Source organism: Roseinatronobacter alkalisoli (genome assembly GCF_028745735.1).
Lineage (GTDB): Bacteria > Pseudomonadota > Alphaproteobacteria > Rhodobacterales > Rhodobacteraceae > Roseinatronobacter > Roseinatronobacter alkalisoli.
Genome location: NZ_JAQZSM010000048.1, coordinates 1 through 11,456 on the forward strand (window position 1 = coordinate 1; position 11,456 = coordinate 11,456).

The 11,456-nt window shown below is 58.4% G+C and carries 12 protein-coding genes and 1 pseudogene; 5 read left to right on the plus strand and 8 right to left on the minus strand.

What is annotated here, in order from left to right; translation table 11 throughout:
- Together PUT78_RS21715 and PUT78_RS21720 are read left to right on the plus strand one after the other, a co-directional pair.
- A pseudogene (locus tag PUT78_RS21715) lies at positions 1 to 114 on the plus strand (IS6 family transposase); the annotation flags it as partial.
- A gap of 371 nt (positions 115 to 485) precedes the next feature.
- Entirely contained in the window at positions 486 to 1,199 is a 714-nt protein-coding gene (locus PUT78_RS21720; RefSeq protein ID WP_274354350.1) for a DUF3592 domain-containing protein, read from the plus strand.
- Between the two features lie 217 nt (positions 1,200 to 1,416).
- On the opposite strand, the gene PUT78_RS21725 is transcribed toward PUT78_RS21720, so the two are convergent.
- The 4 genes from PUT78_RS21725 to phnD all read right to left on the minus strand — a co-directional run bounded on the left by PUT78_RS21725 (position 1,417) and on the right by phnD (position 6,622).
- Positions 1,417 to 2,565: an ABC transporter substrate-binding protein gene (locus PUT78_RS21725; RefSeq protein ID WP_274354351.1), complete on the minus strand. Its 1,149-nt coding sequence runs from the start codon at positions 2,563 to 2,565 to the stop codon at positions 1,417 to 1,419.
- Between the two features lie 34 nt (positions 2,566 to 2,599).
- A complete protein-coding gene (locus PUT78_RS21730; RefSeq protein ID WP_274354352.1) occupies positions 2,600 to 3,727 on the minus strand; it encodes an ABC transporter ATP-binding protein in 1,128 nt (375 codons plus the stop codon).
- Positions 3,727 to 5,577, minus strand: a complete 1,851-nt coding sequence (locus PUT78_RS21735) for an ABC transporter permease (protein WP_274354353.1) — start codon at positions 5,575 to 5,577, stop codon at positions 3,727 to 3,729. Before PUT78_RS21735 ends, PUT78_RS21730 begins: the two co-directional genes overlap by 1 nt.
- Before the next feature lie 64 nt (positions 5,578 to 5,641).
- Positions 5,642 to 6,622, minus strand: coding sequence for a phosphate/phosphite/phosphonate ABC transporter substrate-binding protein (gene phnD / locus PUT78_RS21740; protein WP_274354354.1), 981 nt, complete (start codon positions 6,620 to 6,622; stop codon positions 5,642 to 5,644).
- A 241-nt stretch (positions 6,623 to 6,863) separates the two neighbouring features.
- Between phnD and PUT78_RS21745 the strand changes: the two genes are divergently transcribed.
- The 3 genes from PUT78_RS21745 (at position 6,864) to PUT78_RS21755 (ending at position 8,661) form a co-directional block, all read left to right on the plus strand.
- Positions 6,864 to 7,535 (plus strand): response regulator transcription factor, encoded by a 672-nt coding sequence (locus PUT78_RS21745; RefSeq protein ID WP_274354355.1) that lies wholly within the window; start codon positions 6,864 to 6,866, stop codon positions 7,533 to 7,535.
- 92 nt (positions 7,536 to 7,627) lie between these two features.
- A complete protein-coding gene (locus PUT78_RS21750; protein ID WP_274354356.1) occupies positions 7,628 to 7,981 on the plus strand; it encodes a sensor histidine kinase N-terminal domain-containing protein in 354 nt (117 codons plus the stop codon).
- A complete protein-coding gene (locus tag PUT78_RS21755; RefSeq protein ID WP_274354357.1) occupies positions 7,951 to 8,661 on the plus strand; it encodes an IS6 family transposase in 711 nt (236 codons plus the stop codon). The genes PUT78_RS21750 and PUT78_RS21755 overlap by 31 nt, the downstream gene beginning before the upstream one ends.
- Before the next feature lie 357 nt (positions 8,662 to 9,018).
- Here PUT78_RS21755 and PUT78_RS21760 read toward each other — a convergent pair whose 3' ends face one another.
- The 4 genes from PUT78_RS21760 to PUT78_RS21775 all read right to left on the minus strand — a co-directional run bounded on the left by PUT78_RS21760 (position 9,019) and on the right by PUT78_RS21775 (position 11,100).
- Positions 9,019 to 9,714, minus strand: a complete 696-nt coding sequence (locus tag PUT78_RS21760; protein ID WP_274354358.1) for a DNA alkylation repair protein — start codon at positions 9,712 to 9,714, stop codon at positions 9,019 to 9,021.
- Positions 9,714 to 10,184: an SRPBCC family protein gene (locus PUT78_RS21765; RefSeq protein ID WP_274354359.1), complete on the minus strand. Its 471-nt coding sequence runs from the start codon at positions 10,182 to 10,184 to the stop codon at positions 9,714 to 9,716. The genes PUT78_RS21760 and PUT78_RS21765 overlap by 1 nt, the downstream gene beginning before the upstream one ends.
- Positions 10,181 to 10,513: an ArsR/SmtB family transcription factor gene (locus PUT78_RS21770; protein WP_274354360.1), complete on the minus strand. Its 333-nt coding sequence runs from the start codon at positions 10,511 to 10,513 to the stop codon at positions 10,181 to 10,183. Before PUT78_RS21770 ends, PUT78_RS21765 begins: the two co-directional genes overlap by 4 nt.
- A gap of 194 nt (positions 10,514 to 10,707) precedes the next feature.
- Positions 10,708 to 11,100, minus strand: coding sequence for a VOC family protein (locus PUT78_RS21775; RefSeq protein ID WP_274354361.1), 393 nt, complete (start codon positions 11,098 to 11,100; stop codon positions 10,708 to 10,710).
- Positions 11,101 to 11,456 lie beyond the last annotated feature (356 nt).

Consider the following 11,456-nt stretch of genomic DNA (forward strand, 5'->3'; position numbering starts at 1 on the left):
ATCAACACCATCTTCCGCCCTCGACGCTACAAACTGACCGCCATCTCATATCGCCACGCCCGGGCAGATGCTTTCTGTCTCTGGACAGACTATGCCGCTCAGATGACTGCTTGATGTATCCAGCCAGGACCTTTCAAATCCAATGCTCAACAACTTGGTAATGCCCATCCGTCGCCTTCGAGCACCACCGCTATGCGTGACCGCGATCCGAATCCAAACTGAACGAAAGCCGAAAGACAGGTCCGCCGCAGAGATGAAGAACGAGCCCGCCGGACCACCCTGCTGCGGGTTCGCGGATGCAAACGCCCAATTCTGGGCGTTTGCACGACCGCAAAGGCCGCTCGGGGCGAAAAACGCTTGCTCAACTGGCACAATCAGGTGATCTTGCCGTCAAGCGGCAGGCCACATGGGGAGTTGGCTGAACCGCCGTCGCGCCACAGCGCGTGCAGAACTGCTGGCGCGGCCCCTTGCAAGGGAGCTGACGCATGGACCGGGACCCGCATAACCTTGGGCAAATTTTCAAACGGTTGCAGTTTTACCAGCCCGTGATCCTGCTGGTGCTGGCATTGGGCCTTGGCGTATTCGCACTGCGCGCGCATCTGCAATTCGCGGCGCTCGCCCGTGACGGTGTCGAGGCGCGGGCAGAAGTGTTGGCACGGCAATTCAGGCAACAACCTTCAAGATATTCGGGCTGGCGGGCACCGACTGTGCGCATCAGGTATCACCCGGAAGGGATGCCCGAGCCGCTGACGCAGCGAAAATCTGTCGGCCGACCGTTTTATGATCAGTTGCGTGTCGGCGGGCAGGTGCGTATCCGCTACAGCGCCTCTGCCCCACATGTAGTCAGCGTCGATCCCTACCGCGAAAGGCGCCTGCGCATGTTGCTGACAGGAGTGGCAGGTGCCGTGATGTTGGGTGCGTTGGGCTTTACCGCTTGGACTATGAAACGCAGGCTGCCGCATTTTCGCGCACTGCGCCATGGCGAACGGCGCTTGGCGCGGGTCAGCGCGCGGCGTTCATCCAATGTCTATCAGGGCAAGCAGCGCCTTCATGTGCTGGAGTGGCAAGACAGTGAAGGTCAGACCGGCACATCGCAGCCCGAGACGCGCAGACGCCTGGCCAAGGTTGCGGTTGGCAGCGAGATCATGGTCCGTATCGACCCGAAGACCGGGCGCGGCTGGTGGGATGCGCAGGTCTGACCAGCTAGCTGATCCTTCATGTTCAAATGTAGATCAATGGCATTGCCTGCATCCATCAATTCTCGCACAATGCGTATGACCGCCCCGTTCTCTGGCCAGCGGTCGATGAAGTCCCCCAGAATCGGGATAAGGTATTTTGCGCGTTGGCTTCAGTAGCAGCCGCCTTCACAAACCTAAGGGCGGGGATACCCCGCCCTTGGGTAGTTTCAGATCGCCCTTACTGCGCGTTGATGATCCAGAAGTCCTGCCAGTCTTGCAGACGTTCGAAATCCTGTGCAGCGGTCGTGGCGTCTGCAATATGCAGCTGGTCAACCAGATTGATCACACCCGAGCGTTCCATGTCCGGCATCGCCGCAGTAGTGTTCGACGAAATCTTGCCGTCTTCAAGCTGCGGGGCCATGCCTTCTTCGGTCATCATGAAGCGCGAAAACAATTTGGCCGCATTCGGGTGGCTGGTACCTGCCGCAATTGCTGCAACACGTGGGGCCAGTTGCCCGGCATAGGGCTGCAGACCGTCGCAGATCGCCAGCCGGTAGCCGTCACGCTCGGCATGCCGGAAGATGGCCGAGCTAAGGAAACCCACATACGCGTCGTTTTCGCTAGATGCCCCGATGATTGGCCCTACCTGGGAATCGCCCTGCGTGATGTTGGGATTGTTCTGCGCCAGTCGTTTAACCCATTCGGCGGTCGCGCTGGCTTCTTCCGTTTCCAGTGGTTCACCGAAATGCGCCTCATATGCATCGGCCATCAGGTTGTCGGAATGCATCTCGATCTGGTTGAACCAGAACAGGGTTTCGTTGCGCAGCAGCGGGTCGGGGATTGCGATGCGCGACCGCCATTCAGATTCGGTCATGGCCCAAACATTGTCGATCGGGCACCCATCGGCAAAGGCATCAGGGTTATACACCCACAGCCAGGGGTTGTTGCTGGTCAGCGCCGGATCTTGGAACTGTGCAGGGACCACATCGGCCAGATCCGGCGGCATCCAGCTGACAACCACGCCTTGCGGGATCAACTGCGTGGTGACTGCGGGCAGGTTGCTCATGTTGAACACATCGGTCTGCACATTGCTGGCCGCCGCTTCGCGCAGCAGGATTTGTTCCTGTTCTTGCGCATTCATGCGTACGCCCACCGCGTCAATGCCGTACTTCGCGGTGAAGGCTTCGGCCATGGCAACAATCTGGCCCGTAGCGTCGACAACCGTGATAGGGCCTTCTTGTTGAGCCAGTTCGACCAGCGCCTCGTAGGAATAATCCTCATCTGCGATGCCCAGCGCGGTCTGCGCGGTGGCCATCATCGGCAGTACAAAAGCTGACAGCGCCACGCTGATTGCGGTGGTCGTGTGCAGGGTTTTCCTGAACTTCATAGTGTCTTTCTCCTCCAGAGTTTCAACCAGGTGTTCAGACCTGCGTAAGCACAGGCTGAACGTCGTTAATCCGGGTGCCGTCCGCATCAAACAGATGCAGATCGCGGGCCTGAAGCCCCAGCCGGATCGTGTCACCGGACGCAAAGTCCGGCGCACTGCCGGTGATGGCGAAAATCTGTTCGCCATCGACCGAGAGCTCGATAATCCAATTTCCGCCCGTCGGCAGAATGTCGATAATGGTACCCAACCGATCAGGAAGGTCCTGACTGGACGCCGCGGCGTCGCAGTGCGACAGCTTCAGCGCCTCGGGGCGGAAGCCGACACACTCGACATTCACGGGTGATCCCAGTTCGACCAGCACAGATGCCATCCATGCCTGAAGGGGCGTGGCCTTTTCCGCGCCCGACAGGGCAATGACGTTGATCGGCAGGCTGCCGACAAATTCCGCCACGAAACGGTTGGCAGGGCGCTGATAGATGTCGTCCGGTGTGCCCAGTTGCTGCAATTCTCCCGCGCTCATCACCGCTATCTTTGATGCCAGCGTCATGGCTTCCCATTGATCATGGGTCACGAACACGATCGTCGCGCCGAATTCACGGTGAATGCGCTTCAGCTCGGCGCGCATTTCCAGCCGCAGTTTCGCATCTAGATTAGACAGCGGTTCATCCAGCAAGATGATGTCCGGCTTCAACGCCAGCATCCGCGCCAGCGCCACTCGCTGCTGCTGCCCGCCGGACAACTGGTTGGGGTATCGGTCAGCGTACTGGACGATCGCCAGTTTGCTCATCACCTCATCCGCGACGGCGTGGCGTTCATCACGCGGCATGTTGTGCAACTTCAGCCCGAATTCGACATTCTCGCGCACAGTCATATGCGGCCATAGCGCGTAGCTTTGAAACACCAGCCCCAGCCCGCGCTTTTCGGCGGGGACGCAGATGCCGCCGCTGACCGACACGATCATCCGATCCCCAATCTGGATGTCACCGGCGGTCGGATCTTCTAGCCCGGCCAGCATGCGCAGGGTCGTCGTCTTGCCACAGCCCGAAGGCCCCAGCAGGCATAGGAAATCACCATCTTCGATTTCCAGATTCAGATCCTCGACCGCCTTTGGCGCGCTGCGGGAATAGGATTTCTCGATGTGTAGCAGACGAATACTAGGCATTATTTCCCTCCAAGTCCGTCGGATAATTTGCTTTTTGTGAGGCGTTGCACCCCGATAGTGCCGAAGAACGCGATCAAACAGATCATCAACACCACAGCGTTTGACGCCTGCGTGTACCCGTTATCGACGAGTCGGATGGCATAGGTGGTCAGCAGATCCGTTCCGGGAACTGCCAGCACCACAACAAGGCTCAGGCCCTTGATGCCGGAAATGAACGGCAGCATGACGCCCGCAACTAGTGCGCCTTTCTGGATCGGGATGACGATAGCGGTAAGCCGCTTCCACCAGCCCGCGCCAACGATGCGGGCGGCTTCTTCGGGGTCTTTGCCCAGTTGCATCATCGCTGAAATACCCGCACGCGACGCAAACGGCATCTGATCCGCCAAGATGGCAAGGATCAAAATCATATAAGTGCCGTAGAGCGCGGGCAGTGGGCCGCGCGGCACGGCGAACATCGACAGGTAGGCTGCGGCAAAGGCAATTCCCGGCACCAGATAGGGCAGAAATGTGATCTGACGCAGCATCATGCCCGCACTGCGCATCGGAGCGCGAACCACGGCGATGCCGACTAAAAGCCCCAGAAAGCCAGCGCCCAGCGAAGCAGACCCGACGATCCACAGAGAATTCCACGTCGCGCGCCAGAATTCCGGCGTCAGCAAGATGCCCTGACGCAGGGCAGTCGTGCCCAGATCAGACCCGATCCAATAAGCCAGCGTGAAGTTATCCGGCGTGAACACGCCCGGACGTATCATTACCGTGGTTAATGCCAGCGCCATCAGAGGGATTGCCGCACTGACGATAAACACAAACATAGCCCATCCGCTGGCCGCCACGCCCCATTTACCCAGATCGGTGGTCCGGTCCATCGCGCCCTTGGAACCGATGGTCTGAAACCGTCCCGCTTCGCGCAACAACCGCATGTCGATCAGGATCGATAGGACACCGAACAGCACGATCGTTCCGGCCAGCACCGCCGTCATACCCGCCTGACTGGTGCTGATGGCTCGAAACAAGGATGTCGCAAGCACGTTGTAATTGATGGGGACACCCAGAATATAGGCCACGCCAAAATCGCCCAGCGCCTTGGCAAATATCAGCGTGCAGGCTGATACCAGCGACGGCAGCATCAGCGGCAGCACGATCTTGCGCGCAATGGTCAGCCGACCCGCCCCCATGATGCGCGCAGCATCTTCCAATTGGGCGTCAAACTGGCGAAGGGCATTGCCAAACAGCAAGATGACGAAGGGGGTATAGTGCAGCGCCAAAATCATCGTGATCGGAAACTGGCCGTAAGCCAGCCAGTCCGGCGGGGAAAAGCCGAAGCTTTCCATCCAGCTAGGCGTGCCGCCTGTGGTGCGGTTACTGAACAGCGTAGTCCATGCCAGCGCAAAGGTCCAACTTGGCAGCATGTACGGTACGATCAGCGCGGTCGAATACCACCGCTTGCCCGGCAGGTTCGTGCGGCTCAGCAGCCAACCGAGCGGCGCGCCCACAACCAGCGACACAACAATCGCGCCCACCGCAATTTGCGCGGTATTGGCAAGGGGCCGCCAGAACACTGCCTGCGAAATAGGCGAAAACATCGCCCGTTCCAGATAGTAGCTTGTAAATGCGCCCTGCGGCAGCCCAGTGCGACCCTGCTCGGGGAAATGAACCCGCAGCGCATCAGACAGCAGTAGAAAGATCGGCCCCGCGATCAGGTAAAGAAACAGCACCAGCAGGCCGAGGGCCAGCAGCGATGTCGGATCAGATGCCTTTGTCCTAAACCAATAGTGCAAAGTGCCGGACGACACGCGTGGGGACATTGCACGCACAGGCGCGCGCAATGGTTTTCCTGTTTTGGAAACCATGATGTTCTCTCATTTCAAGGACTGGAAACGGGTCGGATCGACCGTCGGATTAAGCCATCGTGCGCTAATCGAGCATGCCGTCCACCTGTTCCATAACGTCGCGGACCACGGCCCAGTCGGCTTTGTAATCCAGCGGCAAAAACCTATCGTCGCCGTTGAATTCATTGATCATCTGTGCAGGAAACGAGAATGAAAAGAAACAGTCCCGCAATGCCTGCGCCAATTCAGGGGTCAGATCATGGGCATGCACAAAGGATGACGTCGGGAACAGCGCACTTTCGTAGATGACGCGCAGGCTGTCAGCGGGCACAATCCCGCGTTCAGTCATCCGCTCCAACACGTCGGACGCCACTGCGGCCATGTGGTAGTCACCCCGCAATACGCCCAGCAGCGATCGGTCATGCCCGCCGGAAAGGATCGGCGTGTAGTCCACATCAGGGCGCAGGCCGTGATCCGGAAAAAGGGCGCGCGGAGCCAGATTGCCCGAATTCGACATGGCCGATGAATGCGCCACGCGCTGATCGCGCAAATCGCCGAGTTGCTGAAAACCGGAATTGGCGCGCACCACAGCGACCAACCGGTACCCGCGAATGCCGTCGCCCGCACCCTTGGCCGCGAATGGAACCGCGCCCGCTTGCTGGACGGCGATAACGGTTGGGCCGGTTGAGAAACCAGCAAAATGGATGCGCCCTGATCGCAGGGCTTCGACCTGACTGGCGTTCGACTGGACCGGGTAATACACAACCTGACGCCCCACGCAGGCCGCCAGATGGGTGGTGAAAGGCTTGAACAGTTCCGCGTAAATCGCGGGATCTTCAATAGGCGTATAGGCCCAGACCAGCGTGGGCGGATCGCGCCACATTGCCGGATCATCGGGCAGGCTCGCCAGAAGGTTGCCGTCGCGGTCACAATAGCCGGGCCCCAGCCCGCTTGCAGCATTGCAGTCGAGCTGCTTGGGGCCAGCGGCGCTCACCCCGGCGCCTACACCGAACAGGCCGGTCAGCAACGCAGCGCGCATCGCAGCAATTGACAAAATGCCAAGCATTGGTCCCCTCCCCCTACTGTTGTCAGGCGGCGGCAAGCGCGGCCTACATCCTCCGATAAACAAACTAGACCGGATTAGCTGTCAGAGTCCTGTCACCTTGCACATCATCTGCCCAGCACAGAACCACCCGGCATTTGCCCTTGAAATACATTTGTGAACAGGGCATGCTCAGCTTCGCTCGCGTCCGCAGACTATTCATCTCACGGAACGCGAAGCGCTCTCCATGCCCCGTAGGAACCTAATGCGCATTCTACTTGTAGAAGATTCCATCGACATTGCAGATGCGATCGAAACGCGACTGGCGCGCGATGGCCATGCGCTGACCGTGGTTAGCGATGGGCTGGAAGGCGGGGAGTACGCCCTTTCAGGGGATTTTGATGTCATCTTGTTGGATATCAACCTGCCCGGTCAGGATGGTTTTGCAGTGCTGCGCAGTTTGCGCAACACGGGGATTGCGACACCCGTTCTGGTCATGACCGCCCGCAATCAGGTGGCGGATAAAGTCAGCCTGCTGGATCTGGGTGCAGATGACTATATCGTCAAACCGTTTGAACTGGCCGAGCTTTCGGCACGCGTCAGGGCCTTGGCACGCCGTGGCATGGGAAAATCCAGCCCACAGCTTCAGATCGACGGGTTGCGCATGGATATCGGGATGCGCACCGCCTCGCTTGATGATCAGCCGCTGGATCTGGGCAAGCGCGAGTATGATCTGCTTGAATGTCTGGCCGTCAATGCGCCCAATACCGTCAATAAAGATCAGATCGTGGTCAAACTGTTCGGACTTGATGACACCGGAACCCCGAACGCCGTTGAACTGTTGGTGTCGCGCCTGCGCCGCAAACTGGAAGGCAGTTCAGTTGAAATCTACACCCAGCGCGGGGCGGGTTATTTGTTGCGAAGATGCCATACCTAAGTCCAAAAATTCCCGTCCGGCAACGGGCGCCCGCGTCCTTAGAGCGGCAGCTTGTGGGCGGCGCCTCGGTGCTGTTTGTCTGTCTGGGATTCGTGCTGTTTCTGATCATTCGACAGAACGCAATTGAAGCCGCAGAAGAGGCGTTTGACCGGGTACTGGGCGCTGCGGCGTTATCCATCGCCGATACGGTGCAATATGAAAACGGCAATGTCATCGTAGATATTCCGTATTCGTCCTTTGCTATTTTGGGCATGTCGCGGCTCAATCGCGTGTTCTACCGCGTGGTCGCCCCCAATGGTGAAATCATCACAGGCTCGCCGATCCTTGGGTTGGAAATCCCCCATGCAACCGGGCCAGAACTGCGCGTGGCATTGCCAAGTTGTTTGTGTGGCATGACTTGGGTAGATGGTGACCGATGCAAGTGCCACCGTCCATGCCGCGCCTGAAAGGCTTTCGTTTCCCACGTAAGATTGTCGCCTACGCAGTCTGGGCCTACCACAGGTTTGCCCTCAGCACGGCGGATGTCGAGGATCTCTTGGCGGAACGGGGTGTCATTGTCAGCCGAGAAGCGATACGTCTTTGGGTCAACCGGTTTGGCGCGCATTTCGCGGCGTGCATCCGCCGGGATCGTCCCCGACCAAATGACAAATGGCATCTGGACGAAGTCGTCATACCGATCAACGGTATAAAGCACTGGCTGTGGCGGGCCATCGATGCCAACGGAGACACGCTCGACATTCTCGTCCAGACACGCCGCAATGCCAAAGCTGCAAAGCGCTTCCTGACACGGTTGATCACTCAATATGGCCAGCCGAGAGTGGTCATCACCGACAAGCTGCGTAGCTATGCAAAGCCGATCGCACAGCTGGCATCCAATGCTGACCATCGCGCCCACAAGGGTCTCAACAACCGGATCGAGGGCAGCCACAGGCCGACCCGAAGGCGGGAGAAGATCATGGGCCGCTTCAAGTCTCCACGCCAGGCAAAGCGCTTTCTCGCCGCACATGACCAAATCAATACGATCTTCAAACCCCGCCGCTACCGACTGACCGCCACGTCCTATCGCCACGCCCGTGCTGATGCCTTCGGGTTGTGGGCCGGCTATGCCCACGAAATGACGGCATGAATGCACGAGGCACAGACCACCGCACCTAACGGACAACAACTTGGCAATGCCCTTGCAAGTCTGTAGGCGTTCCGCGTGACGGGGCACGCTTCCGGCCGATCCGCAGTTCCGGCTTAACCGGGTAGTTACCTGTCCCCACAGACAGACTTATCCCCAAAATCCGGGGATAAGTCTGTGGGTGGACAGCTGGTGGCAAAAAAAATCCTTTGCGGGACCGCGCTCCAGGCGTCAGCCGGTAAGACCGGCTGACGCTCCGAGCCTCTCCCGTCGGAATGGGCGTCGAAAGCGGCTTTTCGCTGCGCCATGAACGAGCGTCCGCATTGCGGGACTTTTCTGCCGTTAGGCGAATGGCAGCTTTCAGCGGCTGCGAAGTTCATTCTTGTTTTCTTGAGATAGATGCTTTGCCGCAGCGGTGATCGTTGTTTTCGGGAGACGCTCCTTGTTACTTGACAGGAACGCCATCAAGGCGGCCTCATCCAACTTTCCTGCTTCACGCACCCATGATCCGATGGCCTTTTGCACATAGTCGTCCGTGTCGGCAGCCAGTATTTCAGCAATTCTGAAGGTGTCGCCAACCTCGCCGCGTTTGATGAAAGCGTGTGTTGCGACAAGCGCCGTCCGCCGCTCATGGGGGTCCACCGAGCGTGCCAACCGGTGCAACACCGAACGATCCTTATCCACCAGATATTCACCAATAACATGGGGCGCTGCCCGGTCCACAAAGTCCCAGTTGTTCAGCCGGTCATGGCGGCGCAGGTACAGATCGAAGAGCGCCTCGCGATGGGCGACATCAAGCTTTTTCCTGCGCGCCTGAAAATCCATGATGGCGACAGCGGCCATCCTGACCTCGTATCGGTCGTCGTCCAGAAGTGCCGCAACATCGTCCAAATGCATAGTTGCGAATTGCTTGGCTATGGGAAAGACTTTGGGCATGCGCACGCCCATCACTTCAGTTGCCGGGTCGCCACCTTTGTAGAAGCGGGCGACATAATCGACGTCCTGAGGATCGGCCAAGTCCTCCAACGCGGCAACAAGCTCCGACGCAGTTCTCATCACATTGTCTCAGAAATCAAGGCATCAAGGCTGCAATAGCTTGCCTCAAGACCTTCATCCATCGGGCTTTGCAACACCCCATCCCGCGTTGCCTTGCTGTCGTAGTGCAGGTTCATTTCGACCGTGGTACGGCCACCAGACTCGGTGAAAACCTGCTCCACCAGCGTCTCGCTGTGTGGTAAAAAATCAAAGGTCTCGGTCAGTAGGAGACGGCGTTCAGGGACAATTTCCCGAAAAGTGCCAGTTGCCGACATGCGCCCCTCTGGCCATTCCCAGACATAGCGGTACGTGCCGCCGACGCGCAGGTCGATCTCGCATTCCGGCATGGTGTGGCCAGTCGGGCCAGTAAGCCAGCGTTTTACAAGTTCTGGTTCCGTGTGTGCGCGCCAGACCAGCGATCTCGGCGCTGCGAAGCTACGTATAATCTCAATAGTCGTGTCGGTCGGCGTCGTCATACGCAGGGGGTTCATGTCGCATCATCCTTTAGTTTGAGTTCCGTCAGCACCTCATCCAGCCGGGCGTAGTTCGCCTGCCAGATGGCGCGGTACTGCTCCAGCCAGTCTTCAATTACCGCGAAGGCTACCGGCTCGATGCGGCGGGGCCGGGACGTGCCTTCGATGCGTGCCGAAATCAGCCCCGCCTGTTCCAACACCTTGAGGTGGCGAGAAATGGAAGGTTGCGACATCGCGAAAGGTTCGCGGATTTCATCAACAGTGGCCTCGCCCTCGATCAGGCGCGCAAGAATGGCCCTGCGTGTGGGGTCAGCGAGAGCGTGGAAGACGGAATCGAGCTTAACCATAGCGTCATTATATATTACATCAGCTATATAGCAACAATAGAATAAATCGCGGATACCCAAGAGCGGTCATTTCTGCAACTCGATAAATGTCGCTGATGGGCTCTAAGCCGACTTGCGGCGGTGCAGCACGCCGATTCACAGCCGGATGGCGGGTGTGCGGGACGGTGCGGACGCTGGAACAGAGCCGAAAGTCCTCAATCAGCCGTCGCGTAACAGACAGCTTGCAGCTTGTTGCCGTCAGGATCGCGAACATATGCGGCATAGTAATTATCGCCGTATTGCGGTCTTGGACCCGGTTTTCCCGCACAGCTTCCACCCACGCGAAGTGCATTTTCGTGGAAGCTGTGAACAACCGCCTTGGTCTCCGCGACAAAGGCGATATGAGTGCCATTCCCCCATGTGGCAGGACGGCCATCTTCTGGCGGGTAAAGGTAAATCGTCGGCATTCCGTCCTTCTCATAGGCTGGCGGTTTGCCTGCAGGCTTGGGCAAACGCTCAAAACCAAGAACGCCAAGAACCTCGTCATAGAAGCGACCGGCACGCTCCACGTCGTTGGTCCCGAGCGTGATGTGACTGATGATGGACATAGTTACCCCTCTGTGTTTTGCGGTGAGATTGGAGCATGAACATGGGGCTGCCAACACTTTTCGAACCGGCAGCCCTGGTTACCGCTCAGGGCTCGAAGGGGACTTTCACCGCAATTTCCATGATGGTCCGGGAGTGGGACGAAGCACCAATTCGCTGCTATCGCACGAAAGGCAGCTTCGCTGCCGGAGCCCAGGCAGTTGAACTATCAGCGAAATACACCGAAGGTGGCTAAGCGCAGTTGCCAAAAGGTGCTTCGGAGACAACGAAAATTGAAACAGACTGACCTACTCTCTCTTGCAGAATTAGATGCCCAATTCATAGAAAATCTGGTGGCCAGAGCGGGTCAGCTTCAAGA

What these genes read in the sequence shown, in the direction of transcription:
- PUT78_RS21765 (WP_274354359.1), bottom strand. Translation starts at nt 10,184, where the DNA reads ATGAACCCCCTGCGTATGACGACGCCGACCGACACGACTATTGAGATT.
- PUT78_RS21720 (WP_274354350.1), top strand. Translation starts at nt 486, where the DNA reads ATGGACCGGGACCCGCATAACCTTGGGCAAATTTTCAAACGGTTGCAG.
- PUT78_RS21725 (WP_274354351.1), bottom strand. Translation starts at nt 2,565, where the DNA reads ATGAAGTTCAGGAAAACCCTGCACACGACCACCGCAATCAGCGTGGCG.
- PUT78_RS21775 (WP_274354361.1), bottom strand. Translation starts at nt 11,100, where the DNA reads ATGTCCATCATCAGTCACATCACGCTCGGGACCAACGACGTGGAGCGT.
- PUT78_RS21745 (WP_274354355.1), top strand. Translation starts at nt 6,864, where the DNA reads ATGCGCATTCTACTTGTAGAAGATTCCATCGACATTGCAGATGCGATC.
- PUT78_RS21770 (WP_274354360.1), bottom strand. Translation starts at nt 10,513, where the DNA reads ATGGTTAAGCTCGATTCCGTCTTCCACGCTCTCGCTGACCCCACACGC.
- PUT78_RS21755 (WP_274354357.1), top strand. Translation starts at nt 7,951, where the DNA reads ATGCAAGTGCCACCGTCCATGCCGCGCCTGAAAGGCTTTCGTTTCCCA.
- phnD (WP_274354354.1), bottom strand. Translation starts at nt 6,622, where the DNA reads ATGCTTGGCATTTTGTCAATTGCTGCGATGCGCGCTGCGTTGCTGACC.
- PUT78_RS21760 (WP_274354358.1), bottom strand. Translation starts at nt 9,714, where the DNA reads ATGAGAACTGCGTCGGAGCTTGTTGCCGCGTTGGAGGACTTGGCCGAT.
- PUT78_RS21730 (WP_274354352.1), bottom strand. Translation starts at nt 3,727, where the DNA reads ATGCCTAGTATTCGTCTGCTACACATCGAGAAATCCTATTCCCGCAGC.
- PUT78_RS21735 (WP_274354353.1), bottom strand. Translation starts at nt 5,577, where the DNA reads ATGGTTTCCAAAACAGGAAAACCATTGCGCGCGCCTGTGCGTGCAATG.